This is a genomic window from Planomicrobium soli, assembly GCF_003014655.1.
GTDB lineage: Bacteria > Bacillota > Bacilli > Bacillales_A > Planococcaceae > Planococcus > Planococcus soli_B.
On sequence record NZ_PYAT01000001.1, the window covers coordinates 18,144 to 44,707 of the forward strand.

The window sequence follows — 26,564 nt, forward strand, 5'->3', positions numbered from 1 at the left end:
CTCCTTTATAGGCTTTATAAGCCTCGTAAATATTTTTTTTCCAGCTCTTCAGCTTTGATCGGTCTGCTGAAGAAAAACCCTTGCATAATGGAACAATTCCTTGACAGGAGAAATTCCAATTGCTCTTCAGTTTCTACCCCTTCGGCAATTACATTCAAATTCAAGTTTTGTGCCAATGTAATAATCGTATTTGTAATTGCAGCATTGTCACTGTCTTCAACTACATCTTGAATAAACGATTTATCGATTTTCAATGCATCTATCGGGAAGTTCTTTAAATAACCGAGCGACGAATATCCTGTACCAAAATCATCGATTGCAATTTTCACGCCTAAATCCTTTAATTGTTTCATCTTGCGCATCGTAATTTCGGTATTTTTTATAATCTGATTTTCCGTCAGTTCTATATGCAAAAACTCCGGAGCAAGATTTACATCTTCTAAAATCCCTTTTACCATGATGACCAGATCGTCTTCTTCAAATTGGAGACCGGATAAGTTAACGGACATGCACAGTGAGGTATTGCCCTGATCTTGCCATTCTTTCAACTGTTTGCAGGCATTTTTCAAAACCCATTCACCGATTGGAATGATCAGGCCCGTTTCCTCTGCTATCGGTATGAAATCAGCAGGTGAAATCATTCCTTCTGTCGGATGGATCCAGCGCAGCAACGCTTCCACACCAATGATGGTTTCGGATCTGCTGTCGATTTGCGGCTGGTAGTATATGACCAATTCTTCATTATCCAACGCTTTATACAGCGCGTTTTCCAACTTGATGCTTTCCATATTCCGGTCGCTCATTTCAGTTTCAAAGAAATGATAATGGGTGCCGGATTTTTCTTTTGACTTATACATCGCAGCATCTGCATTCTTAATCAGCGCTTCTGCAGTGTCGCCATCTTCAGGATAAACGCTGATGCCAATGCTCGTTTTAACGTAGACTTCATTGCCTTTAAGAGAAAACGGCTGAGCAAAGGATTTTATTACTTGTTCCACAACATTTAGGACATCAAGTTTACGATCGATGCCCGGTAAAACGATTGTAAACTCGTCTCCTCCTTGGCGTGAAACGATTGCTTCAGGGGGAACGCTCTTGCTTAAGCGTTTGGCGACTTCCCGCAAAAGCACATCTCCAAAGCTATGGCCTAAACTATCATTGACCAATTTAAAGCGGTCCAAATCCAAGTAAAGAAGCGCAAGTTTTTGGCCGTTTGCTTTAAGTTCAGCCAATTCTTGATTTATTTTATCGTTTAGCAAAACCCGATTAGGAAGCTCGGTCAAGCTATCGTAATAAGCAAGGTGCTTAATTTCTTCTTCTAATCGCTTTCGTTCTGTAATATCTCTAAAAGTTACAACTTCACCAAGGACTGTGTCTTCTTCTTTTATTAAAGAAATTACATATTCCACTGAAAAGCTGGTTTGATCTTTTTTGAAAAATTTCTGATTTACTTCCGGGTAAACTGCTGTTGAAACAGAATCTTTACTTCGATCAAAAATGATTTGAGAAGGTTTTCCGATCAGCTCGCCTTTGCCGTATCCAAGCATTGCTTCGCTCGCTGGATTGCAAAAAGTAATTTTCCCATCTAAATCCAATCCGAAAATCCCTTCTCCAGCAGAATTCAGGATCAACTCTTTTTCCCTGCTCAAATTTTTCAGCTCGCAAACCACTCGTTCAAGTTCGATGTTCTTAATCCGAATCTCAGATGTCCGTTCTTCAATAATTACTTCCTGCTTTTCCATATACAATAAATTGGACAAAGTAGAAGCTGTGGCATCTGCAATAGACTGAGCCAATTGAATATCAGCTTCCGAAAACGACATTATGTTTTTTTCAAGCTCCGGAACTGCCAAGGCCCCCAACACTTCCCCAGTTGCTACTAACGGAAGCATCAACATGCCTTTTATGCCGAATTTTCTGCAGACGTCCTGATTTGGCCTGCCATCCGCAAATACATCCGGAATAAGCAGCGGCCTTTTTGTCTTCACTACCTCTTGCAGAACGGCATCATTCGTTTGATCGATATGGTCATCGCCATGAGTTTTGATCCATTCTTCTTCCGTCCAATCGCTTTCCCGGCTTAAATTGGCGGGTTTTATTTTCATCCCCGCCATCGGATCAAGCAAATGAACTGCAGTATTATAATTGTTCAAGACCCTTCCGACATAATAGAAACATTTATCAAGAACTTCCTGCATGGTCGAACACATCGATAAATCACGTGTCAGATCAAGCAATAACTGTTTTTCCGCAATCAAATTCTCTTTGCGTTTTAAATTGGTTGCGTTCCTTACAGCGACGCCTGCCATATTTACATACGCTTCCACTGTCTGGATTTCATCTTCCGTTAAATCCATCGTAATCCCGTAATCAAATAAATAAACCAAACCAAACAACTCATCTTCATAAGTGATCGGCAGCACAAGCAATGATTTGATTTTAAATCCTTCAACCGCCCGCGAGTCGGGGCGCTGGTCTTTTGAAGTATCCGGAATATAAATTGTTTTTTTTGTTTCAATCACTTCTTTTGCCAATAGATCATAGTCCATGTCAATTACATGCATATCGAGTGTCATGCCATTAATGACTTCCGGTTTTCCTACATATCCTCTAAATTGTCCGTCCGCTTCTGGTAAATAAATGCCTACAGAGTCGCATTGCACAATTTCTTCCGAAATGGCTAACGTAACTTGTTCAAGCACTTCCCGCAATTGAAGCTTGGAATTTATGAGTTTTGTAATATGTGCAAGACGAGAGTATCTTGTTTGTTCTTCGAGCATTTACCCACTCTCCAGTTCTCTTCTATATATAATTTTTTAGTTATATGGTTTATTAAGGCCTTTGGTTATATTTATCCAGCAAAAAACAGACAATCGAACCGTATGCTATGTGTATATAATACTGTATCACAGCAACATTTAATATAAGGAAACTTAAATAAAGTTTATGTAAATTTTATACATTATTTTTTAAGTGAACCTTTCTACAGGCCGCCTGAATACAGTACCAACTAAATTTCTATAGAACTTTTCACTGGATTCTTAAATTGGTTTTCGTTACAGATATAACTTCTATCTCAGAACAGTAAAAGCCCAATGTGTTGTTTTCGAAATCTTCAACTTCATATTTGATATTTTCCCAGCCTTTTCTGCTTAAATCCACGATAACAAGATCGACTGGCTGAAAATACCCCAAGCTTTCAAACCTTATATTTTGAGGATCCCTAAAACGCAATTGAACAAGAAATGGACCATCTTCCGACTCCACTAAAAAATCGATATCCAGCAAGGAACTATAAATATCAAAATCTTTCAAAAAGCTTAAATTAAAGTTTGTTAGGCATTTAATGTTGGCATAAGAAAAGTCTTTTAGGTATTTAGAAAGCAGTTCGCTATTTTTCATCAATGCTATCCACTTCACATTCCATTATTTTTTTGGCACTTCAAAATTTTTCTCAATAAAAGAACTTAAATAAACTTTATATTCTTTTGTTAATCCCGACGGCAGAAATTCCTTCTTGAAAAACTGAAGATCTAGGGATTCGTTTAGATCCGGTCTAAGTTCTCCAGCGAAATGAGTGGTTTGAAAAACAGCTGTTACCGAATAAAGTTCATCTTTATTGGACAACTTAAAATAGTATTCAGACCCAGAGTATATTCCTTGAAGCGTTAACTCCCCGATTATTAAACCGGTTTCTTCAGTCACTTCTCTCCGAGCAGTATCTTCCATGCTTTCACCTAATTCCATCAATCCTCCGGGCAGTCCCCAGCTGCCGTCTTCTCGTTGCTGCAGCAAAACTTCATTTTCACTAGTTAAAACGATAACTACGGCTCCTGGAAGGATTAGCGGACGATGTCCAACTTTCTTCCGCAATTCTGTTACATAATCCACTTAGGCACGCTCCTGAAATTACTAAACTAATCCCAATGAATAGAAGGGATTTTCTTTTTAGTGATATTATCCTATTATATATGATATAGAACAAATCTAACAATTCAAACATTTTTTAGGAGATATTTATGAATAAGACAGATATTATTGATTTGACACGTGTATAGACCAAGGATTTCCATGTATATAAACCCTCTGTTAAATTAGGTAGTCTCCAAACTTGTTGTAATCAATAGAAAGAGGTGGATCTTTTGAGCGTAAAATGGCTTGAATGGGCGCAGCGTATACAATCACTGGCACAGGCAGGGCTTACTTATACCAATAATGTATATGATATAGAAAGGTTTGAGGAGTTAAGAACCATCAGTACTGAAATAATGAATGAATACACTGGCCATGAAATGGAGAAACTGAGAAACTTATTCGCTTATGAGACTGGTTACCAAACTCCGAAAGTCGATATACGGGGAGCAGTCTTCCAAAACGGCAAAATCCTTTTGGTCAGAGAAATAATTGATGATAAATGGTCGCTGCCAGGCGGTTTTTGCGATGTCGGCCTATCGCCTGCTGAAAATATTGTTAAAGAAATAAAAGAAGAATCCGGTTTTGACGTGGTTCCCACCAAACTCTTGGCACTGCTCGACATGAAGAAGCATGAGCATCCGCCGCAGCCTTTCCACTATTATAAAGTGTTTATTCAGTGCAATATTGTGGCTGGAAAAGCTGAAATAGGAATAGAAACAAAAGATGTGCAATTTTTCAGCGAAAACAACTTGCCTGAATTGTCGCTGGCGCGCAATACGGAAGCCCAGATCCAATTGCTTTTCGAATTTTCAAGAGATCCTCAAAAAGAAACGGTATTCGATTGACAAGAGCTGCAATTACCGATGCTAAACTTGTCATGCTTGTTGACATTCCCCTTGCACAATTTACCTTTTGACCGGAACAAAAGATCGCTTAGTTACTAAATTTATCGGCTAAAAAATACCTGCCCATCACCTGAAGATGGGCAGGTATATTCCTTTTTATGAAAACGAGAATATATGAATTTTGCTGTTAAAGTAAAGCAACACCAAATTCTTCAATCAAATCTTTGAAAGCTGGCCGTTCGTTGCCTCCGCGCCCTACAACAGCCTCTGCAGTAACAAGCGAATTCAATACAGCTTCTTCTGTTGCTTCTCCTACCGCTCTAAAAGCCAAGTCAAGATCTTCCTCATGGACTCGGATCAGACTCAGGGCCACTTTAGGTTTTTGATGCGGAATTTTTACCGCCGTCGAGAATCCGATGACTATTTCACCGCTGCCATGCGTTATGATTGATCCAGTTCGTGACAGACCAGCAACCGAACGTTTGATAATCCGGTTCAATTGCCTCTCTGATACCGGAAGATCCGTCGAAACAATAACCATAACAGAACCTTTGTCTTTTTCTTCTTGCTTTTGCAATATGAATTGCTTTAGTTCCTGGCCGACCGCTTTTCCGTTGATGCGAAGGTCGCTCAGCATTCCGAAATTCGACAGGACTAAAACTCCCATCGTATATGTATGGCCATCAAGTTCCATTAATCTTGAAGCGGAACCAATGCCGCCCTTCAGCGAATAGCAGAGCATTCCTCTTCCTGCTCCAACAGCGCCTTCTTGGAATTCCGCCGAAGCAGCATCCAGCGCTTGCCGGACGTGTTCCGGTTTTAACGCCTTCGCGCGTATATCGTTTAAGAACATGTCGTTGCACTCGCCGATGACCGGATTAACAGTGCCTGTTGTCAAACCGATTTCGGGATTTTTTTCTAGCACATAATCGATCAAGGTATCTGCCGCCATGCCGATACTTAATGTATTTGTCAGCAAAATAGGCGTCTCCAGTGTACCTAATTCCTGCATTTGTATTGTGCCCATCGTTTTTCCGAAGCCGTTGATCACATGGCTGGAGGCTATCAGTTTTTCTTTGAAAACGTTTCCGGAATGAGGCAAAATGGCTGTCACTCCGGTTTGGATAGCACCATCATCCAGCGTTGCGTGGCCCACTTTCACACCTGGAACATCCGTAATGGCATTTAAAGTGCCTGTCTCTAAACTCCCTATTTTGAGGCCGTAATCACGAATTCGTTTTTGTTTCAGCAAAAGCAACACCTGCTTCATATAAGATTCAACTGCTTATTTGAATTGTATTTCCTTTCTCCTTACTATATCAAAAGGAGAAAAAAACAAGCAATGATTCCCTAAAACAAATAGGAGAACATTGCTTGCATCAAATACATCTCAGGATTCGATAGGGCCTTCCAACACAATTTTCCCGATGGTACGCCCTGACATCAACTTGCCGTAAGCTTGTTCGAGATTTGATGAATTGATCGGCGACATGCGTTCAGTCATAGTCGTTTTGACTTTTCCGGCGTCTACCCAATCTGCCAGTTCATTCAGCAACTCGTGCTGTGCAATCATATCTTCTGTATGGAACATTGACCGGGTGTACATCAATTCATATGCAAATGTTACGCTTTTCGAGAAAAGTGCAATATCCAGCGGTTTTTGAGCAGGTAAGATCGAACAGATCTTGCCTTGCGGCAAAATGACTTTCGCCATATTTGACATATGGTCGTCAACGTTGGTCAAACAGAATATATAGTGAACGCCGGACAGGCCGAGCGTCTTCAGTTGTGCGTCGAACTGCTCCATATGATTGATTGTGTAGTCAGCGCCGTGTTGCATCGCCCATTCTTTTGTTTCCGGCCTTGAAGCTGTTCCAATTACTGTCAACCCCACTCTTTTCGCAATTTGTGTTGCAATTGATCCGACTCCGCCGGCCGCACCAATTATCAGGATGCTTTTCCCAGCGTTTCCTTCCACAAGATGTGAAATGCCCAAACGGTCAAAATACGCTTCCCATGCAGTGATGCTAGTGAGCGGAAGCGCCGCTGCTTCCGCAAAGTCCAAGCTTTTGGGTTTTTTGCCAACTAAGCGTTCATCGACGAGATGGACTTCACTATGGCCGCCTTGCGCAATTGTCGTTCCGGCGTAATACACCTCATCTCCTTCTTTGAATAAGGTGCATTCTTCTCCTGCTTCCACAACTACTCCTGCGACATCGCGTCCCACAATAGTCAACGAATCGTCGTTTTCGTCTTTTGCATCTCGTGTCCGAAAATCGGTCGGATTTACCGATACGGCTCGAACTTCCACAAGCAGATTTCTTCCTGTCGGCACAGGGCGTTCAACTTCAATAAATTCAAATCGCGGCGGCTGGGATTTCGGGCCTGGCTTGTAAAAACCCAGGGCTTTCATTGTATTTGCGCTCAATAGGATTCGCCTCTCTTTTCTATATTAAATTTAACTGATTGGAGAAATATCCTCAACGTATGCATCAATTACCACTGGTTTCCGGCTTTGTTTTGCCTGCGCAAGAGCATCACTTAATTCGGTCCGGTTTCTGCATGTATAACCTTCTCCTCCGCAAGCGGCAGCAAACGCCGCATAATCGATGTTGGCAATTTCTACATTTGTTGGTTCATTTCCTTTTTCTTTTTGTTCGTGTTCGATCAGCTGTATTTTTTGGTTATTGAAAATAACGACCGTCATCGGCAGGTCGTATTTTACAGCTGTAACAAAATCCTGCATGCCCATGGAAAAACCGCCGTCTCCTGTCAAAGCGATCACTTGCTTGTTCGGATAGGCAATTTTTGCAGCAATAGCGCCTGGCAAACCGCAGCCCATTGTCGCTAGCCATGCAGATAGCACAAATTTTTGCTGAGAAAGCTTTAAATATTTCGCCGTCCAAATGGTGACGCTCCCTACATCCAGCGATACAACAGCATCGGGATCCAACACTTTTTGCACTTCAGCCAAGACGTGCTGCGGTTGCATCAGTTCCGTTTCTTTGTCCATGTCCGCTTGCAAATCCGCTTGCCAAGCAGACTTCTGCTCTAAAAGTCTAGATAGAAAATCGGAATCTTTCGGCTCTGCCCTCGCCGTCAGCTCTGAAATGGCAGGTTTTAATTCGCTGGCAACCCCAACTGTTGCCGGATAATACTTGCCGATAACTTTCGGATCAATATCAATCTGGATAGCCGGTGCATTTTCCGGCAAAAATTGGCGGTATGGATAAGCTGTGCCTGCCAAAATGACAAGGTCCGCTTGTTTCATCGCCTCTTCTGCGGGTTTTGTCCCCAACTGTCCAAGATGGCCGAGGTTATGGGGATGTTCATCCGGTATAATCCCTTTTGATGGAAAAGAAGCGATCAGCGGTGCCTGGATTTTCTCGGCGAATGCGAGTACTTCTGCAACAGCATCTTTGGAACCTTTACCGGCGAGAATGACCGGCTTTTTTGAAGCCTTTATCAAGCGGGCAGCATCGGCTAAATCCTCTTCGTCAGGCCGTAATTTCGGCGCAGCATAGATAGCGGAAGTTTGCGGTTCATTCCGCTTGATCTTCTCTGAGAACAAATCATCTGACACGATCAACACCGCCGGCCCTTTTTCTGCATAAGCAGTCCGGATCGCTTGGTTCAGCATATCGGGCAGCTGGTCCGCCGATTGGACACGCCGGTTGTAGACCGTGGCATCTTCAAACATCGCTTCTAACTTCAATTCCTGAAAATTGTCAGTCCCGACTTTTGTACTTTCTATTTGTCCGACTATCGCCAATACCGGTGTCTTGTCTTTTTTGGCATCAAAGAGCCCGTTCTGCAAATGGACGGCCCCTGGGCCAGCGATGGAAAGGCAGACACCTATTTTGCCTGTCAGCTTTGAGAAAGCGGCGGCGGCAAGCGCGCCCGTTTCTTCGTGCCGTACTTGAATAAAACGGATGGCTTGTTCTTTCCGCATTTCCTCCATGAATTCATTTATGGAATCCCCTGGCATTCCATAAATGTGATCGACGTTCCATTCTTTTAATAGGCCAATAATGTAGCTGCCTGCGGTGCGCTCGAACATGTACATTCCTCCTTCATCGTTTGGTAGCATTAAAATTTCAATTAGCTTATCTGGAAAATTCTCTTCATCCCATAAAATTACCTCTAACGCTGCTTATTTAAACCATGGAAGGTAAGTTCAACTAGAACAATGGCCACTGCTTAGGGGATTTATAAATAAAAAAACCACAAGAGACATCTCCCCTGCGGTTTTACGAACATACTATTAACGTACATTATCGAGAAGAACAGTACGAAGTTCACGGGAAATTTCGGTTACGCCTAATGGATCTCGTTTCTCAAAACGAAGGGAAATCCGAGATTCGTCCATATCCAAGGCTTGTGCCAGCAATCCCCCAAGCCCTTTTGCTTTATGGTCCATTTCAACATAGACAGTCGTTCCCGCAATGTCAGAGATAAAAATGATTTCCAGCTCCGTGAAATGCCTTCTAAAATCGGCTCCTGGAAAAAATTCGAATTCCTGGACCAAACCACTTTTCGTTTGCCGGCTCTTAAGATTGGTCGAGGATTTTAATGTAAACCCTAACTGATTTATGGCTTCCAAAACTTTTTCAGCCACTTCTGTTCCACTCACTTCGATGAAATCTTTGTCCTTTGGATCGATTGCAAAAGAGACATCCCCTGCAGTATCAAGCCAAACTTCTTTTCTTCCGCTGGTTATAGGGGCTTCGTGCGATAAAGTAAATGAAAACGGCAAGGCTTTTTCTTCTTTTGCAGCAATAATGACAGCATCGCTCACTTTAACACGTTGGATTTGCAAGTTCTGACGGTACTTCCGGTCATCGTTTTCCACCAATACCGATGTCTCTACAGACAGAAAGATAGAGTTAATCTTTTGCTCGACTGACCCTCCGACTATCAAGACTTCACCGGTCAACAGACCGCCTTGCCTTACTTTTGTTTCGTTCAAACGCGTATCCACTTTTGCATGGCCAATTCCCGCACTTGCCTTAACTTTGTCAAAAAACGACATATTTCTTCCCCCTCTAGCTGTTTTATTTGTTGCATTTCATACGTATTTAAAAGGAGAAGGTTTCAACTATCCCATTTACCTGAAAAATTCTTTTAGTCTTAGCACCAAATGAAGAAAACCATCTTATTAAAACCTGCTTTTACAGACGGATTTCGATATCTTTTTTGTATTTTTTCCACAGGCTGGAAACAAAATCGTTAAGTTCTTTGTCACGGGCTTCTGACGGAACCTCTTCCACATTTTCCATGTCGAATTGGTCTTCCATTAAACGGTTTATATAGGCATCCCGCTCCATGCGCTCTTTAAAATAAACTTCATAATATTCTTCGGCTGTAATGCCTAAATATTCGGCTTGAGTCTCGAAGTAATCCTCATTTCCGGTGCTTCCAAAGGGAAATATCGTTTCTATGCTTTCGATGTCATCTGACACATCAATCCCCCTAGTTTTTGCTTCCAGAACCATAATTTCATCTTGTATATACATATCGACAAGTAACGGGATATTTTTTTCTTCTACAGAGTGGAGAGCGCGAACCTTTTTCAATGTAATCTCTTTGCCTTTAACGATAGCAACCACGTCCGAATCTTTTGCTTCTGAAGCAGCTTCCACATCCGTCTCAGCATTTTCTGGGTTGGTGCTTGAACAAGCAACTAACACGACTGAAACAATAAATAATAGTATATATTTCATAATGTCCTCCTTTAAAACACAGCTATTTTTCTTTATTTTAACATAAAATCCCATTATTATTTATCTAGAGATAGAAAACCTCCCTCCTTCCACTGCTTCCCTTTTTTACCGTATGTTACTGAAATTTTTTACGCATAATGATTTTTATGAAACCCATAGTTCAGTAGAAACGTATCAACATTTAACATAGTTTTATCAGCTAACGAGGCAGTTAATCGAAAGAAGCTGCAACAGGAGGTGAATTGTCATAGAATACAAAATTAATCCGCATAGTTATCCTATTTTTATATCCATCTTTATTGCCCTGTTAGGGAATGTAATGGCGGATTACTTTAAATGGTCTTTTAATCCCTATCTATTATTTTTGTTGATAGTTGCTGTATTTTCTCTTGTTCGATTCAAGTTAACCATTTACGCTGAGAAAATGGTTTATGAGATTTTATTAGTCAATAAATCGATCATAAAAAAGAAGATTTTACCCATACATATTAATCAAATGAAATTCATACGAGTCGGTTGGGCTCAAAAAGCTGCCATAATAAAAGTGAAAAAGGGAATCAATGTTAGATTGGTTGTTCTCGAACCGCCTAAAGCATATGATCACTTAATAGAGTTTGCGACGATACACGATATACCGATAGCAAAAACAAAAGACTATTTAATTTTGGAAAGAATGAAAAAATTTTCTGATTAATTTTAAGGTTACTTGGGTTAAAGAAGAATATAAAAAGGACTTTTACCTTGGGTTTTTTTCATTATTGAACCGTTAATATAATTGCCGTATATATAAGGAAGGCTGTTCCTCATGGGAACAGCCTCCCTTTCTACTGCTTTATCAATTTTAGCGAACGAATTTTTTTCACTTTGATCCGGTGTATATCTTTGATGTTTTCAATGAGTTCTCGATAGGGGATGTCAGACACTTATATTTCTTCCCCTAAAAAGTAATAGTACGTGACATTGTTGAATTCTTTCCCATTCTTGAGCTCCACTGAAATAAGCCGGCCACTTTCCAAGCTTGTTAAATACGGAAATTTTTAAAAAAGCTCCCGTTCTTTGATCTTATCCAGTTTTTTGTTTAGTTTTCCGTCTATAGTTAACCAAACTAACATGCCTGCCACTACCGGCCACCAGCCATAAAAGTTGAATAAGTATTGTGCAGGAAAATAAAAGGAATAAAAAATTCCGGCTTTTAAAAACCAGTAAATATATTTCACAAGCCCTCCTTTCTTTAAGCCCGACAATATCTCATTATGTATTGAACCACTTTCCATTTAGCGCGTCGATGTACCTGCCGGATGATTTTCGGACCCGGGAAGCGGCATCTTCTTCCATGATGCGATGAAATGCATCGTACAGCCGATTAAACTGGATTCCTTCCAGCCGTTCTGCCATTCTCTTTACGGTACTAGCCGGAAGCGGGATAAAATTTGGATAACTGTACATGAATGAAGCCCAATGCCGATCCGCTGCAACACGTATGATGTCCCCCGTAAACAATATTCCACTTTGCGGATTGCCTCTCGCCCACTCCAAAATCGAAGCACCTTTGAAATGGCCGCCTAAACGATGCACTATAAAATCTTCATCAATTTGATGCGTCTCTCCTGACCAGTAAATAATTTTTGCACTTGGCCTTGTTACCCATTTCCGATCATCTTCGTGGATATAAATTGGTGCATCAAATACTTCCGCCCATTCTACTTGTGTCGAATAATAGTGAGGATGCGACAAGGCAATCGCCTGTATCCCTCCAAGCCCTTTGATTTCATCTATTGTGGAAGAATCGATAAGCGTGATGCAATCCCATAAAATATTCAAGCCTTTTCCTCGGATTAAATACGCAGTTTGCCCAATCGCAAAATTGGGCATTGTCTGTATGCTATGGATTCCTTGCTCGTCATTGTGGAAGTGATTGTGAAATCTGCCTTCTTGGACTATCGCTTTTAAGGTAGTCCATGATTGGCCGTTCGGATTGACATATTGCCGCTCTTCATCACAAATCAAGCATCCCTCTGGCATGCCATTGGTTTTATCATATTGAACTCCACATGTTTCACAAATAAAGTTCTCCAAACAAATCCCCCTTTCTTCAACAATAAGGAGAGAGTTCTCTTTATCAATAATGTTCCGGCAGGCTAATCAAAAAATTAAGATCAAATCCATCCGACACTAATATACGCAAATCGGAAACTGTCAGTACTAATAATATTGATGACCCGAAATCCTGCGCTGTGCAGAGAGAGTTTCCCTTTTCATCCAAGACGTCAAAATAAAAAAAAGGCGACAGGCATCTCTCGCTTTCATGAATACTCTGCAGCACGTAATTTTTTACGTCGGCATTCAAATCTACTTGCAACAGGCTTAGCCCATCAAGATCAATTGTAAGATTTGCTTGGTGGGCCAGCTTCTTGATTTTTTTAATTCCATAACTGGAGTGGCCATTTCTTACAGATAAATCTCCGGACCAGTATTTGAAAGTAAGCGACGTTCCTTTTTCAAAAAATAAAAAGGCAAGCTGGCACCACAATATTTTAATTTTCCCAAGTCTCAATTCGCTGCTTTCATCTATATGAATCGGTATACTCGTGTTTAGCCGATAAGTATATGTCAACATGGGCTTCCCGCCTATCTATACTGTTCCTCGAACATCATTTTAAAACGGGGATTGAAAGTAAATTCCAACACATTTTGATAAATATCGGATTCTCCGTGAAGTAAGCGGATTTTGTTATAATCTTGTCCATTTACAATTTCAAGTTTTTGGACAGAGCGCAGCTCGATATGGGACACTATTTCCTGAGATGCATGGTCCTTTACTGTCAAAATAAATTTATCGTAGAACGGAGAGATAGTTAGCTTAAAATCTTCTACTCTATTGCTGAAAGCAAAAGCAGCTGTATCGTAAAACAGGCTATCTTCTTCACTTTCTCTTTGAGGTCTTGACCCCAAAAATTCAATCAGTTCTTTTTCCTCTGGTATATTCATAAGTCGATCACTCCATTTACCATTCATAAAAAATTTATACAGCATTTTTAGAAATCGCTGACATATGGATTAGCATACAAATCCCACTGGATCTCCGCGCCGATAAGAGAGACGAAATCAATGTATTCCTTCTCCAGATACATCGCCGGCGCCTCACCTTTTTCGATGATCACGAAAATTAGAATCCGGCATTCGATGCCGTATTTCTTTTTTATTCCGATGATTTCTTCCTTTTTATTTAGCAACGGCTTTAATACTTTGTCCAATTGCTCTTTAACATCATAGGACTTTTCATAGCCAGTGCCCATATTCCAAACGGTTTCTTTATGATATTTTGGTTCTTCAGCAATTTTGTCAGAAATCACGTCCCCAGTTTGATATGTTTCGGTCGGTTTTATCCCGAGTGCTTTCGGTATTTCCTCTAAAGGAAAATCTTCACCGAACATGCTGAAAAGAACTTTGACTTCTGAAACAGGGTTGAACATCAAATCCATCTCCCATCCAAAAGAAAATCACCAGAAATTTCTGTCTTTATTTTATCATTTTACTGCTAATAAAAAATAGAAGAATTAAAAGTTTTGGTGATGAAAAACCGTAAAATAATCTTTCCTTAGTTATTTGGATTGGTTTATAAGCTTTTCCAGTTCGACTTCGATTTGTTTGACGTCATAGCGTTCAAATAAAGGCACAACGCCTGTTAGATCATGCGCAACATTTTCCACCAGTATCCACTTCAAATCATCCATTTTTAACAGCTCTTTCACTTTTTGGGACGAAAACGGCAAAAACGGTTCCAGAAGCTGAGCCAAGTTCCTGATAATCAGCACACAAGTCGCTAAAGTTTTTTCACATGATGCAGGGTCGCTTTTTATTTCGTTCCACGGCTCTTTCTCATCAAAATACTTATTGGCTAAACGAACAAAGTTGAATACTTCCTCCAAAGCTTGTTTTGTCCGCCCCCTTTCAATAAGAGAGCCAACTGTATCGTATAAAACTTTCAATTTATCTTTTATAATTCCATCCGGTTCCGCTGCAGGAATAGAACCTCCATAGCTCTTTTCAATAAACTTCAATGAGCGGTTGATAAAGTTACCATATGCCCCTAAAAGTTCGCTGTTGTGGCTGTAGATAAATTCTCGCCATGAAAAATCACTGTCGCGATTTTCCGGTGCATTGATGCATAAGAAATAACGGATTGTGTCGGGATCATAGCGCTCTAATATGTCCGGAACCCAAACCGCCCAGTTTTTGCTTGTCGACAATTTCTTTTTTTCAAGCGTCAAATACTCATTTGAAATAATATGCGTTGGCAATCCCGGTACACGGATTCCTTTTAATATGGCGGGCCAGATCAAAGTGTGAAACGGTATATTGTCTTTGCCGTGGACATAGTAAGCTTTTGTATCTTCACGCCAAAATTCCCGATCATCTTGCTGATGGCGCTCTGCCCATTCTTTGCTGGCTGAATAATACCCGGAGACTGCCTCGATCCACACATATATTTTTTTGTCTTCATATCCTTTTACAGGCAAACTGACGCCGTTTGGCAAGTCACGCGATGCCGCCCGGTCCACTAAGCCTTCTTGCAGATACCTGTTGCTCATGTGAATGGCGTTCTCACGCCACCTTTTGTCGTCATCAGCGGTTTTAACAAAAAGCTCCAGTTCCTTTTGAAAAGCGCTAAGCCTAAAATAAAAATGCTCCGTTTTCTTTACTGTCGGTGAGTTGCCGCAAATTTTGCATTCCGGTTCCAATAAATCCAATGCATCCAAAATCGTCGAACAATTATCGCACTGATCTCCGCGAGATCGCGCACCGCATACCGGACAAATGCCTTCAACAAAACGGTCTGGCAAAAACTGCTTGTCAATTTCACAATACATTTGTTCCGTTTCCTTTTTGTAGATATAGCCATTCTTCTGCAATTCCAGAAAAATAGATTGGACAGCCTGATGATGGAAAGCTCCATCCGTCCGGGTATATAAATCATACGTAAAACCAAGATCTTGAAAATTCTTTAGAAACTCAGCATGATAGCGATCGGCTATTTCTTTGACCGATATACCTTCTTGGCTAGCCCTTATGGAAATTGGTGTTCCGTTGCAGTCGCTGCCTGACACGTATAGAACTTTTTCCCCTTTTAGCCGGTAATACCTGGCCAATATATCGCCCGGCAATAAAGCGGCAATATGCCCCAGATGCAACGAGCCGTTAGCATATGGCCATGCCCCTCCGATCAATACGCCCATTTTCTCCACTCCTTTGAAATAAAATAAAAACCCCGTCTTTATCCTTAAACGATAAAGACGGGGTTCGCCCGCGGTTCCACTTTACTTTACGGCCTATTCACATAGGCTGCCTCTTTCAGTACAGAAAAAATCCATACTGGGGTTTTGATAACAAGTGCCCGCACTTGTCGCATCCTACTGGTTCCGGGTGCCGGAATGTTCAGTGCGAAGCTCAGAGGCCATTGTTCAAATGGGCATTTTCGCTTCTTTTCAGCTGCTGAAGCTCTCTATAGAAAATGCAGTCATTTTACTTTTCCTCATCATCGCTAATGTATTTTCCATATTATAACCAGAAAATGAAAAGGAGACAATCTAAAATTTCAACAATTCAAATTCTTGTAGAATAAGTACAAAGAAAAAAGCAGCCGATTTTACGGCTGCTCCATCTAATTTATCGTTTATTTTCCTTAGTATACTTTATCACCATTGAAAATCGAGTTTTTCACGATAACGTAATCCACATTACGGATTGCCATCAGTTTGTCTCCTCCAGCGTATGATATAGAAGACTGCAAATCTTGCTCCATCTCGACTAAAGTATCTTTCATCGAACCTTTGAACTCGACATACATTTTTTTGCCTTCAACGTTTTTCTTTTCGCCTTTTTGAAACTCAGAAGCAGAACCGAAATACTCTTTCAAAAGTTTTCCGTCTTGCTCTACAGTTTGTCCTGGAGACTCTTCGTGTCCGGCGAAAAGCGAGCCAATCATGACCATTGAAGCGCCGAACCGTACAGACTTCGCGATATCGCCATGAGTACGGATGCCTCCATCCGCGATGATCGGTTTGCTTGCAGCTTTTGCACACCAGCGCAGCGCTGCCAATTGCCAACCGCCTGTGCCAAAGCCTGTTTTAATTTTTGTGATGCAAACTTTTCCTGGCCCGATACCGACCTTAGTGGCATCCGCCCCTGCATTCTCAAGCTCGCGTACAGCTTCTGGTGTGCCGACGTTGCCAGCAATTACAAAACTTCCGGGAACATTTTTCTTTATAAACTTAATCATGTCGATTACGGAATTTGAATGGCCGTGTGCCACATCAATTGTGATATATTCCGGTGTAACATTTTCTTCAACCAATTGCTGGACAAAATCATATTCTTCAGGCTTTACCCCTACGCTGATCGAAGCGTAAAGTCCTCGCTCCTGCATTTCTTTTGCAAATGCCAAACGTTTTTCAGGTTCAAACCGGTGCATAATGTAAAAGTAATTGTTTTCCGCTAGAAAAGTTGCTATTTTCTCATCTACGATTGTCTGCATGTTTGCAGGCACTACAGGCAATTTGAACTTGCGGCCGCCAAACTCCACTGATGTGTCACATTCCGTACGGCTGTTTACCACTGCTTTTGCAGGAATTAGTTGAATATCTTCGTAATCAAATGCATTATCCATATTTAACACTCCTAAATCCGAATGATTTTATGTTTTATCTTATTATTGTTCGTCCATATGATAATGTACTCTATTTCACAAGTAATGTCAAAACATCTTCGGATAATAGTTGTCACTAAACCGAAAAATCATAAAGCCAAAAGTTCCTTGGACCAATTCACTTCGTGCAGCTCTTTTTTTTTACCCGAGACTTCTTTTTAAATTTGTTTATTTAAAAATGTTGAAGGAAATAAAGAATTAAACGGAAGGAGGCAAAGCTGTGAGCCATTTTATTGAAGTAGAACCCGGTATAAAGGTACATGTTGAAGACATTGGCCAAGGACAGCCTGTGGTATTCGTTCACGCATGGCCTCTCAACAGCAGAATTTTCGAGCAGCAAGCCGTCATTTTAGCCCAGAATGGGTTTCGCTTTATCGGGATTGATCTGCGCGGCTATGGCAAGTCAGACAAACCTTGGAGCGGATATGATTTTAACCGGATGGCACATGATATCAAAGCTGTCATCGATTTTTTGCAACTGAAAAACATTATTCTGGCGGGATATTCAATTGGCGGACCTATAACCATCCGCTATTTAAATTTATTTGGAGAAGAAGGCGTCGAAAAATTGCTTTTGATGGCTGCCGCTGCTCCTTCTTATACGAAGCGGAAAAATTTTAAATACGGCAAGAACCGCAGTGAAGTCGATCTGTTGATCAGCCACATCACTCAGGATCGCCCACGGCAAATGGCGCTTTATGCCAAAATGTATTTCAACAAAAGAAAATCATCCGAATTTCTTGCCTGGTTTCAATCTCTTGGACTCCAGGCAGGTGCCCATTCAATGATCCACTCTATGATTGCTTTAAGAGACGATGATGTTCTCGGCGAGCTTGGCGCTGTAACTTTACCCACTGCTATTTTTCATGGAAAGAAGGACCGTTCCTGCCCCTTTGACTTGGCGCGAGAATTGAATAAAAGGCTTTCCAATTCTGTTCTTGTACCGTTCCATGCGAGCGGGCATGGATTGTACTGGGATGAACCACAAAAGTTTAACAAAGAAATGATGCGCTTTTTCAAAAGTTCTGGCATAAAACCTAAAAATTAATTAAAAGCTAAAATATTGAACCTAAGCCTATACTGAAAACCGCCAAACACTTTACTTCTTTACAATTTTGGAACGGCGCATTCGTAAAGAACAGAAGAATTTACTCCATTTTTTAAGGAAGAGTAAATGAAGTTTGCCAGCTGATTAGAGTTCTAACTGTTATAAAATTAAATTTAACCGAAGCGTATACTTTTTCTTGCTTACTATCCATTAAAATAAAAAGCGGACTCCTTGGAGTCCGCTTTCTTTATTCCACTGCAACAGAAGTTTCGACTTCTTCATCTTTGTTTTTTCTGGCCTTAAGATAAAACAAGGCGACTATAATGGCGGTCAAGCCTAAGCCAATAACAAACGATGTATTCAAATCCATACTGAAGCCGATTTTCTGGTTCAAGATATAAACGAAAACCATATACGTGATAAATAGTGCAGGAGCCATAGCAACTAAATAATTTTTTCCTTGTATATAGAGGTACATTGCGCCAATCCATAAAGCAATGGCAGCAGTTGCCTGATTTGCCCAAGAAAAGTATCTCCACAGCAAATTAAAATCAATCTGCGTCAATAACGCCGATACACCGAACAACGGAACTGCAATCATCAAACGCTTAACCAGTTTCTGCTGATCTATTTTAATGTAGTCTGCAATAATAGATCGTGCTGCACGAAAAGCCGTGTCCCCGGATGTGATTGGCAGTACAATAGCTCCAAGCACTGCAAGCGTGCCTCCGATTGCTCCAAGCAACGTCATGGATACTTCATTAACTACAGCTGAAGGCGTACCGGAACTTATCATGCCGCTCAGTGTTTGGCCATCGAAGATACTCATTGCAGCCGCTGCCCAGATCATGGCGATGATTCCTTCTGCAACCATCATGCCATAAAAGATGTAACGTCCTTGTGATTCTTTTTCGACAGTTCTGGAAATGATTGGCGACTGGGTTGCATGAAAGCCGGATAAGGCGCCGCAAGTGATAGTGAAAAACAGCATCGGAAAAATCGGTAAGTTCGCCGGATGCATGTTTGTTAAGGATAATTCCGGTATAGTGTAATCCGAAAATATCAAGGCTCCTCCAACTCCCATGGTTCCTAACAACAATATTGCGCCAAAATACGGATAGAATCGGCCAATGATTTTGTCGATCGGCAGAATAGTCGACAAGAAATAATAAATGAATATAGCGGTGATGATCAATCCTACGGCTATCTTTCCATCCAATAAGAGCGCAAGCAAAGACGCAGGCGTTGTAACGAACACAGTTCCCACTAAAAGAAGCAACAATAACGCAAAGAAATTCACTATATGTTTTGAAGCTTCCCCGAGAAATTTGCCAGCCAATTCCGGTATATGGGCACCTTTATTGCGAATTGAAATCATACCAGTCAAATAATCATGGACCGCTCCCGCAAAAATCGAACCTATAACAATCCATAAAAAAGCGACCGGTCCATAAAGAGCACCCATAATCGGTCCGAAAATCGGCCCTGTCCCTGCAATGTTAAGAAGTTGAATAAGCGCATTTTTCTGCTTATGCATCGGCACAAAATCAATGCCATCCGTGTTTGAATAGGCTGGTGTCTTACGCGATTCTGCAGGATCGAATATTTTTTCAATAAATTTACCATATGTAAAATAGGCAACAATTAACAGGACTATTGCAATAAAAAAAGTAACCATAATATTAACCTCTACTCCTTTATAAGAAAGCGTTTTCAATAAACTGTAAAATTTCTTGCGACAAATTACATCAGCAGTGCCTCCTTCCAAGCTTCCGTACGTTAGTCTGATAAAGACTAAATTATTTTACCATAACTTTTCAAATATGTCTTATTATTTTAAATTATTCCAATAAAAAAAGCCGTTGCTGAACGCAACGGCTAACTGTCATAAATTATCAGAGGTTAATCTGAATTTGGGCGATATACAGTCGTTAACTTTTTTTGTTCGCGTCTTCTTTTTCTTCTCTCATCATTTTCAATTTTAGCAGAAACGACTCCGAGAAGAACTCCGAAAAGTGCGCCGCCCAGCACTTCAATCGGCTGGTGGCCCAAAAGTTCTTTCAATTCTTTTTCGCGTCTTACAAAATTCAAACTTGGAAAATCTCCTGATATGGAAACGAAACTTTCTTCCAGATCGTTAACAAGCTGAGCGATTTCTCCGGTATGCCTGCGGATTCCTTGTGCATCGTACATAACAATTGTTCCAAATACTACAGCCAAGGCGGTTTCTGTATGGCCCGCCCCTTTGTTCGCTGCTACGTACGAAGCCAAAGCAGCTACGCCGGCTGAGTGGGAACTTGGCATTCCTCCAGTCGTGAACGCCTGTTTCCAATCCCATACACCGGTTAATTTTTTATGTGTCACTATTTTCAAAGCTTGTGCGATGCCAATTGCTGATAAAGAAGTGACTATACCTCGGTTCATTTTCTCCATTTTTACGATATTCTCGATATTCTCCATTTTCCTCGACCTCCGCTCTATGTATAACTGCTAAAAATTTTAACTGTCCGTTTTCAATACCCAAACTACAGGTTTTTTAAGCAAATTACTGTTAAAAACTCTTTTCGGCAGACATAAAAAAGGAACAGCGCAAGTTTCGCGCCATTCCTCAGTTATGGAAAGATTCTTTTGCCGTGTCCTGTTTGTTGAAGTTGATGCCTGTCGAATCTAATGTTTTCATCAGCAATTCATGCATCAGCTTGTAGCCTTCCTCATTCGGATGAATCGAGTCAAGCCAGATGGAAGGATTCTTCCCCATCATATCTGTGCGGGAAATGATGACTCCTTCTTCCCCAATTGCTGTATTCCACAGACGGAACAACAGATTAGTAAAACCGAAATACTGGAATTCCTTTTTCATGGAATTGTATAAATTGTTTTGGACAATCAAGACATCTTCATTCAAATTTCGGATATGCTGGTAAGTTCCCAACAGATTTTTCCGATATTGCCGCTTTAATTGGGAAAATTGACGGATGAGCCCTTTTGCTCCACTATTGCGGAACCCGCGAAGGAGGTCATTGCCGCCTATATTCAATAGAACCATGTCTGCAGCGGCAATATAGCGGTCCCAGGCACCAGAATGCAACCGGTCTATCAATCCATTGCTCGTTAATCCGTTGATTCCGAGATTGGTTACCTTACTTCCTGCAAAAGTTTCTTTTAGATGTTTTGCAATGCCGCCTTTAGTTCCATACCCATAGGCGACAGAATCTCCCAATATGACGATGTTATTTATATGAAAATGTTTTTTTTGTTTTGATAAAGAAGAAAATGACGCTCCTTTGAAAAGGGCGCCAGGTCGAATATTCTTTTTCAAACGGCTTCCTCCCTTTCTTATTGCTTCTCTTTTTATTTTAACATCTTTTGGACATTTCAGCGATTAGGACGTATTTTAATGCAAAACAAGTTATTGACTAATTTCCCTGTTTCAAATGCAAATCTAATTAGCGCCGACTTGATCTTATCTATCTTTTGTTAATCAAGTTGTTATTTGGGTATATAAATTTCAGTAGTTTTACTTTCTTTGTTTATATAAAATAGTTGTTTGACAATAAAGTGAACTTCGAGTCAGCCCTCTTCAGTCTCTTATTTAGATGAAAGTATGATTTTTGGAAGGAGAAATTATGGAATTTATTTTTTTGATATTGGGCATATTGGTACTTTTTTCTGTAATGCTGGACTTTTTCTGGACCGCACTTTGGGTGGACAGCGGCGCTGGTCCGATAACCCGGAGATTAGCGAACATAACATGGAAAACACTGAGAAAAATAAGCGGCGACCACCCTCAAATACTAAGCCTTTCTGGTCCTATCATTTTAGCGATGACGCTTTTATCATGGATTTTCTTTTTGTGGATAGGATGGACTTTCATTTTCTTGAGTGACCCTAATTCTGTCGCCGGATCTCAATTCAATGAGTACGCCACCTGGGCAGATAAATTTTATTTTACAGGCTATTTGGTGTTCACGCTCGGAAACGGAGACTTCAAACCAACTAATGGAATTTGGCAGACCGTTACAATTTTGGCGACCGGATCTGGAATGCTCTTTATTACGTTGGCTGTTACTTATTTGCTTTCGGTGTTGAACGCGGTGACCGTCAAAAGAGCTTTTGCAGAAAGCGTAACCGGCATTGGAAGGACCGGCAGCGAAGTAGTGAAAAACACATGGAACGGGAAGGATTTCCATAATATTGATTTGACCTTAAATTCCTACTCTACTCAAATCAGCACTTTGACTGCCCAGCATAAAGCTTACCCTATCCTTCATTATTATCAGACCAGCCACACACAAGAATCATTAGCTATTGGATTAGTCATCTTCGATGAAGCATTAACTATTTTTCTGTTGGGAATTCCTGAAGACCTTAGACCGAACAGCCTGCTTCTGAAAGATTCCCGATCGAGCATAGATGCATTTTTGGATACAACAGATTTGACTAACGTCCGGCCTTCCAAATACTTGCCGCCTGATATAGAAATCGACAATTTAAGAGAAAGCGGTTTGCCGACTGTTACAAACGACGAGTTCAGTTTTGCAGTAAACGGATTGAAGAATCGGCGACAAAAGTTGCTTGGCCTGCTTGAAGCGAACGCAAGACAGTGGCCAAATTAAAAAAGCCTCTAAACACGGTTAGTGTCGATCTCAAAAAAACGGTGCTGATTGAAACTTTTCCCACCTCTTTTCGTATACAAGGAAAGAGGTGATCGATATGGAATGGAAACATTTGATTTCTGTTTTATTGGCCGGAATCCTTGTGCTTCTTCCAACCCAAGCGCTTGCGGTCGATTATGAAATCTCAAAAACTACTATTGAGGCGCGGCTCACAAAAGATGGAAATGTTAATGTGACAGAATGGCATACGTACGATTTTGATGGGGAATTTAATGGGATCACGAGAGAATTGCAGCCAAAACAAAACGCATCCATCTACGGATTTACCGCTTTTGAAAGTGGTAATCGGTTGAATGTAGAACAAGAAGGCAATCTTTACAAAGTTTATCGAAACGGTAAAGACGAAACCCTGATACTTGAACTGCAGTACAAAATCAAAGACGGAGTAGAAAAATTCCAAGACGGAACCGAATTTTATTGGCCATTTTTTGATGACCGGAACGAAAGCGATTACGGGAATATGACGATTACTGTCTTTCCTCCTGCACTTGCTGAAGATGTAACATATATAGGATATGACTCTGCTTATAAGAAAGGTTCGCTTCAAGATGGCGGAGCGGTAACGTTCAAAATGGGAAAAGTTCCGGCTGAAGAAAATGGCGATATCCGGGTTGTTTTTGACTCTCATTTGTTTCCAAACATCACGGCCCAAACTGGAACCATACGCGACAAAGTGGAAAACGAAAAGCAGAGGTTGGCTGTTGAGGATGCCACTTTCATGGCAAACCGGCAAACAGCTACTGATGCAGGCTCTATTGCCATGGCAATCTTGGGTGCTATTATTGCGGCTTTAATTGGAGGTACCTGGCTGCAAGCACGCCAGGTCAAGAAAGCCAACATTGCAAGCTCCGAAGGATTTGTGGTTCCGCAAGAAAAGATGAGTCTCCCAGCACTCCTTTTCTTTACAAAACCTTCGAATCATCCTGCAAATGTATTGGCTGCGGCTTTAATGGACTTGGTAAGAAAAGGAAAAGTAGCCCAGATTGCTGATGACCGATTTGAACTTGTAGATCGGCATACTGATTTTTTGCATGAAAACATATTAATCAATTTGCTTTTTGATAAAGTAGGGGGAGGAAACTTCTTTCAAACCGAAGACCTTTTTGCGTATACAAAAAATGAAGTAACAGCTGATACGTATCAAGAAGCCTTAGCTTCCTGGAACCAGGCAGTTGCAAATGAACTGAAACAGCAAGTTTTTTATCGCCAGAAAAAAACTTTGCGCTGGTTCACGGCATTCCTTGGGACCGCCTCAATAGCAGCAACCATCGTTTTCGGTTATTATGGATTGATTTTGTTGATGATAATCTCCATACTTTTCGGCCTTGCCTTTTTCAGCTTTGCGTTCTTTTACAAGCCGCTCACTCCCGAAGGACATAAGGTCCGGGAACAATGGAGAAAGCTGGAAAACGATTTGGAAAACTTTCCGAAAGAAGAATGGGATCGATTAACGAAAGATGAAAAATTTCGAGCTTATTCGTATTTGCTTGGTGCTGAGCCAATAAAATCCGATAAAAAGGCGCAAGCGTTCGCACGTGCCGAAACTCACTTTCAGCAGACAGCAGGCAATGCATCTACATTTAACCCGGTTTTGCTGTCTGCGGCTTTTGTTGTAGCCCATTCCAACTCTGCCGCTCACGCAAGCAGCAGTTCCTCAGCTTCTTTTGGTGGCGGAGTTGGCGGAGGCGGAGGCGGTTCAGGAGCGTTCTAATTGAAAAAGCGAGAGAAGTAAAAACTTCTCTCGCCTTTTTATTTCATACTTGATGTTTTTCCAGAAAATCCAGCATTGCGCTATAAACTTTTATTTCATTTTCTTTTTTCGAGAAGCCATGCCCTTCATCGTCTAATACTAAGTACTCCACTTCCCTTCCTTTTTCTTTTAGCTTGGCCACAATCTGATCCGATTCTTCTTTGACGACGCGCGGATCTTTGGCCCCTTGGATTACTAGCATCGGTTTTTCCATCCCATCCAAGTAAGTGACTGGAGAATCTTTAGTGAAACGGTCTTTGTCCCTTACCGGATCGCCTAGCCAGCGCTCCATAATGGGTTTCCAATGTGGAGGAACCGATTCTACAAAAGTGAATAGATTCGATACGCCAAAAATGTCAACGACAGCTTTGAAATATTCCGGATGGCGGCCGTGCAGCAGCAGCGCCATATATCCCCCGTAACTCCCTCCGATCAAAAATAACTTTTCGGGATCAGCCAACTTATTATCAAACAACCAGTTAATGGCCGCTAAACAGTCGAGCCGCGGCCCTTCTCCCCAATCCTGTTCAACAAGCTTTACAAATGAAGACCCATAGCCCGTGCTTCCGCGAAAATTCGGTGCAAAAATTGTATATCCTCGATTTAGGAAACATTGGAACATTGAACGAAATTGCTTCCGCTCTGCGTGTTGGGGACCGCCGTGCGGCCAAAAAATGGCATGGCCGTTGTCATTTTCCGGTTTCGGCTTGAAAAGAAGCGCTTCAATTTCCAGCCCGTCATACGACTGAAAGCTGACTTCTTCCGGATCGACCAGATCTTCTTCTGATAAGCCAAGTACCCGATTATCCGTCAACGGTTTCCATTCGGAATCTCCCATCCATTGAAAGATATTATGCGGTTTCGTAGCACTTGTACCAAGCAAATATAGATTTCCGGACTTTGTTATTTGAATTTTATCAATAATATCCACAGGTGTTGAAACCTGTTCCAATTTAGTGGAATCGGGATCAAAGCGATATAGAAGATCCGTTACTCCTTTTTCGGTGGAAAAGTAAAGCATGTTTTGTTCTTTATTCCACTTTAAATTTTGCAGACTTTCGTTTTCAATCTTCAGCACTTCAGAAAACAGCTTATCCTCCAAATCAAAGTGTGCCAAATAAACAAAGTCGCTGTCATAGTCTGTAAGAAAATAGATGGATGAATCATTTACAAAAGCGGATTCAAAAGCGACATGAACTTTTTCCGGATCGGGTGTCAGGTAATGGGTTTCATCTCCATGCTTTACAAAGGCCCGGACGTAAGTATTTGCTAGTGATTGTGTGTAGACAAACGCTTGTTCATTTTCAGAAACGGATTCCAAGTAAGTGGTGGATTCCGATCCTTCGTGCAATAAAGTATCTGATTGGTCTTCAAGGTTTTTTACATAGGCATTTAAAAATGAAGGATTCCCCTCGGAAGTCATGTAATACAAACGGTTGCCATCTTCACTTAAATGAGCATAATAATACTTTTCCTCCGGATTTCCTGTAACAAGAGGCTCAGGAAGACCACCTTCTGCAGGCAAGGCATATATCTGGTGGTTTTCATCTCCATCTTTATCAAAACCAGCTAAAACATAGCGGTTTTTCGGGTCAAACTTGATGAAACTGACAGACTCATCACGGTGCGCAAATAGATAAGGAAAAAGGTTAGGCAAGTCCATAGCCCAGAGGTTCACCTTGCCGTTCAAGTTTGAACTGAAAATCAATCGTTCCTCATCTCCACTCAGGGCAAAGTCCGTAATCGAGTATGTACGGAAAAATTGTTCTACTTTAGGTTTCGGAAACTCAATCATGATCATCCTCCTCTAAGAAAATTCAGAATTGATAAATTATAACTCTGTTCAGTATAATCTATTTTCCCGAATGAACATAGACTAAAAGGATTTTTAATACGAATAG

Annotated in this window: 24 protein-coding genes and 1 other annotated feature; of the genes, 5 read left to right on the forward strand and 19 right to left on the reverse strand. The window is 41.0% G+C overall.

The window, feature by feature from the left end; all coding sequences use genetic code 11:
- Positions 1 to 14: 14 nt before the first annotated feature.
- The 3 genes from B0H99_RS00085 to B0H99_RS00095 all read right to left on the reverse strand — a co-directional run bounded on the left by B0H99_RS00085 (position 15) and on the right by B0H99_RS00095 (position 3,891).
- A complete protein-coding gene (locus tag B0H99_RS00085; protein ID WP_106531586.1) occupies positions 15 to 2,780 on the reverse strand; it encodes a bifunctional diguanylate cyclase/phosphodiesterase in 2,766 nt (921 codons plus the stop codon).
- A gap of 250 nt (positions 2,781 to 3,030) precedes the next feature.
- Positions 3,031 to 3,402, reverse strand: a complete 372-nt coding sequence (locus B0H99_RS00090; RefSeq protein WP_106531587.1) for a hypothetical protein — start codon at positions 3,400 to 3,402, stop codon at positions 3,031 to 3,033.
- A 24-nt stretch (positions 3,403 to 3,426) separates the two neighbouring features.
- Complete coding sequence (locus tag B0H99_RS00095; protein ID WP_106531588.1) at positions 3,427 to 3,891, reverse strand: NUDIX hydrolase; 465 nt, start codon at positions 3,889 to 3,891, stop codon at positions 3,427 to 3,429.
- 251 nt (positions 3,892 to 4,142) lie between these two features.
- Here B0H99_RS00095 and B0H99_RS00100 point away from each other — a divergent pair, with 251 nt between their 5' ends.
- A complete protein-coding gene (locus B0H99_RS00100; protein WP_106531589.1) occupies positions 4,143 to 4,760 on the forward strand; it encodes an NUDIX hydrolase in 618 nt (205 codons plus the stop codon).
- Between the two features lie 187 nt (positions 4,761 to 4,947).
- Here B0H99_RS00100 and B0H99_RS00105 read toward each other — a convergent pair whose 3' ends face one another.
- The 5 genes from B0H99_RS00105 to B0H99_RS00125 form a co-directional block, all read right to left on the reverse strand.
- Positions 4,948 to 6,012 (reverse strand): DmpA family aminopeptidase, encoded by a 1,065-nt coding sequence (locus tag B0H99_RS00105; protein WP_106532001.1) that lies wholly within the window; start codon positions 6,010 to 6,012, stop codon positions 4,948 to 4,950.
- A 138-nt stretch (positions 6,013 to 6,150) separates the two neighbouring features.
- Positions 6,151 to 7,173: a zinc-binding alcohol dehydrogenase family protein gene (locus B0H99_RS00110; RefSeq protein ID WP_106532002.1), complete on the reverse strand. Its 1,023-nt coding sequence runs from the start codon at positions 7,171 to 7,173 to the stop codon at positions 6,151 to 6,153.
- A 45-nt stretch (positions 7,174 to 7,218) separates the two neighbouring features.
- Positions 7,219 to 8,820 carry a pyruvate oxidase gene (locus B0H99_RS00115; RefSeq protein ID WP_106531590.1) on the reverse strand — a complete coding sequence of 534 codons (1,602 nt, stop codon included), beginning with the start codon at positions 8,818 to 8,820 and terminating at the stop codon, positions 7,219 to 7,221.
- 204 nt (positions 8,821 to 9,024) lie between these two features.
- Positions 9,025 to 9,792 (reverse strand): sporulation protein, encoded by a 768-nt coding sequence (locus B0H99_RS00120; protein ID WP_106531591.1) that lies wholly within the window; start codon positions 9,790 to 9,792, stop codon positions 9,025 to 9,027.
- A 139-nt stretch (positions 9,793 to 9,931) separates the two neighbouring features.
- A complete protein-coding gene (locus tag B0H99_RS00125; protein ID WP_106531592.1) occupies positions 9,932 to 10,483 on the reverse strand; it encodes a hypothetical protein in 552 nt (183 codons plus the stop codon).
- Between the two features lie 319 nt (positions 10,484 to 10,802).
- Here B0H99_RS00125 and B0H99_RS00130 point away from each other — a divergent pair, with 319 nt between their 5' ends.
- Positions 10,803 to 11,177, forward strand: a complete 375-nt coding sequence (locus tag B0H99_RS00130; protein WP_106531593.1) for a hypothetical protein — start codon at positions 10,803 to 10,805, stop codon at positions 11,175 to 11,177.
- 343 nt (positions 11,178 to 11,520) lie between these two features.
- Here B0H99_RS00130 and B0H99_RS00135 read toward each other — a convergent pair whose 3' ends face one another.
- The 7 genes from B0H99_RS00135 to guaC all read right to left on the reverse strand — a co-directional run bounded on the left by B0H99_RS00135 (position 11,521) and on the right by guaC (position 17,150).
- The gene (locus tag B0H99_RS00135; RefSeq protein ID WP_106531594.1) at positions 11,521 to 11,700 is read right to left on the reverse strand and encodes a hypothetical protein; all 180 of its coding nucleotides are present in this window, start codon (positions 11,698 to 11,700) and stop codon (positions 11,521 to 11,523) included.
- 34 nt (positions 11,701 to 11,734) lie between these two features.
- Positions 11,735 to 12,559, reverse strand: a complete 825-nt coding sequence (locus B0H99_RS00140; RefSeq protein ID WP_106531595.1) for an MBL fold metallo-hydrolase — start codon at positions 12,557 to 12,559, stop codon at positions 11,735 to 11,737.
- A 43-nt stretch (positions 12,560 to 12,602) separates the two neighbouring features.
- Positions 12,603 to 13,100 (reverse strand): hypothetical protein, encoded by a 498-nt coding sequence (locus tag B0H99_RS00145; RefSeq protein WP_106531596.1) that lies wholly within the window; start codon positions 13,098 to 13,100, stop codon positions 12,603 to 12,605.
- Between the two features lie 11 nt (positions 13,101 to 13,111).
- Positions 13,112 to 13,471, reverse strand: coding sequence for a hypothetical protein (locus tag B0H99_RS00150; RefSeq protein ID WP_106531597.1), 360 nt, complete (start codon positions 13,469 to 13,471; stop codon positions 13,112 to 13,114).
- 47 nt (positions 13,472 to 13,518) lie between these two features.
- The gene (locus tag B0H99_RS00155) at positions 13,519 to 13,956 is read right to left on the reverse strand and encodes a DUF4279 domain-containing protein (RefSeq protein ID WP_181313524.1); all 438 of its coding nucleotides are present in this window, start codon (positions 13,954 to 13,956) and stop codon (positions 13,519 to 13,521) included.
- 129 nt (positions 13,957 to 14,085) lie between these two features.
- Entirely contained in the window at positions 14,086 to 15,720 is a 1,635-nt protein-coding gene (gene metG, locus B0H99_RS00160; RefSeq protein ID WP_106531599.1) for a methionine--tRNA ligase, read from the reverse strand.
- A 50-nt stretch (positions 15,721 to 15,770) separates the two neighbouring features.
- Positions 15,771 to 16,032: a binding site (T-box leader), on the reverse strand.
- Positions 16,033 to 16,166: 134 nt separating this feature from the next.
- A complete protein-coding gene (gene guaC, locus B0H99_RS00165) occupies positions 16,167 to 17,150 on the reverse strand; it encodes a GMP reductase (RefSeq protein WP_106531600.1) in 984 nt (327 codons plus the stop codon).
- A 259-nt stretch (positions 17,151 to 17,409) separates the two neighbouring features.
- On the opposite strand from guaC, the gene B0H99_RS00170 reads away from it, so the two are divergent.
- Positions 17,410 to 18,237 (forward strand): alpha/beta fold hydrolase, encoded by an 828-nt coding sequence (locus tag B0H99_RS00170; RefSeq protein ID WP_106531601.1) that lies wholly within the window; start codon positions 17,410 to 17,412, stop codon positions 18,235 to 18,237.
- Between the two features lie 247 nt (positions 18,238 to 18,484).
- Here B0H99_RS00170 and B0H99_RS00175 read toward each other — a convergent pair whose 3' ends face one another.
- The 3 genes from B0H99_RS00175 to B0H99_RS00185 form a co-directional block, all read right to left on the reverse strand.
- Positions 18,485 to 19,915, reverse strand: coding sequence for a carbon starvation CstA family protein (locus B0H99_RS00175; RefSeq protein ID WP_106531602.1), 1,431 nt, complete (start codon positions 19,913 to 19,915; stop codon positions 18,485 to 18,487).
- Positions 19,916 to 20,139: 224 nt separating this feature from the next.
- Positions 20,140 to 20,670, reverse strand: coding sequence for a divergent PAP2 family protein (locus B0H99_RS00180; RefSeq protein WP_106532003.1), 531 nt, complete (start codon positions 20,668 to 20,670; stop codon positions 20,140 to 20,142).
- Between the two features lie 175 nt (positions 20,671 to 20,845).
- On the reverse strand, positions 20,846 to 21,556 hold the full coding sequence (locus tag B0H99_RS00185) for a GDSL-type esterase/lipase family protein (protein ID WP_181313525.1): 711 nt from the start codon (positions 21,554 to 21,556) through the stop codon (positions 20,846 to 20,848).
- A 307-nt stretch (positions 21,557 to 21,863) separates the two neighbouring features.
- Here B0H99_RS00185 and B0H99_RS00190 point away from each other — a divergent pair, with 307 nt between their 5' ends.
- Positions 21,864 to 22,853 (forward strand): ion channel, encoded by a 990-nt coding sequence (locus B0H99_RS00190; RefSeq protein ID WP_106531604.1) that lies wholly within the window; start codon positions 21,864 to 21,866, stop codon positions 22,851 to 22,853.
- Between the two features lie 97 nt (positions 22,854 to 22,950).
- Entirely contained in the window at positions 22,951 to 24,624 is a 1,674-nt protein-coding gene (locus B0H99_RS00195) for a DUF2207 domain-containing protein (protein WP_106531605.1), read from the forward strand.
- Positions 24,625 to 24,667: 43 nt separating this feature from the next.
- Here the strand turns inward: B0H99_RS00195 and B0H99_RS00200 are convergent, their stop codons facing one another.
- Positions 24,668 to 26,458 carry a S9 family peptidase gene (locus B0H99_RS00200; protein ID WP_106531606.1) on the reverse strand — a complete coding sequence of 597 codons (1,791 nt, stop codon included), beginning with the start codon at positions 26,456 to 26,458 and terminating at the stop codon, positions 24,668 to 24,670.
- Positions 26,459 to 26,564: the final 106 nt, after the last annotated feature.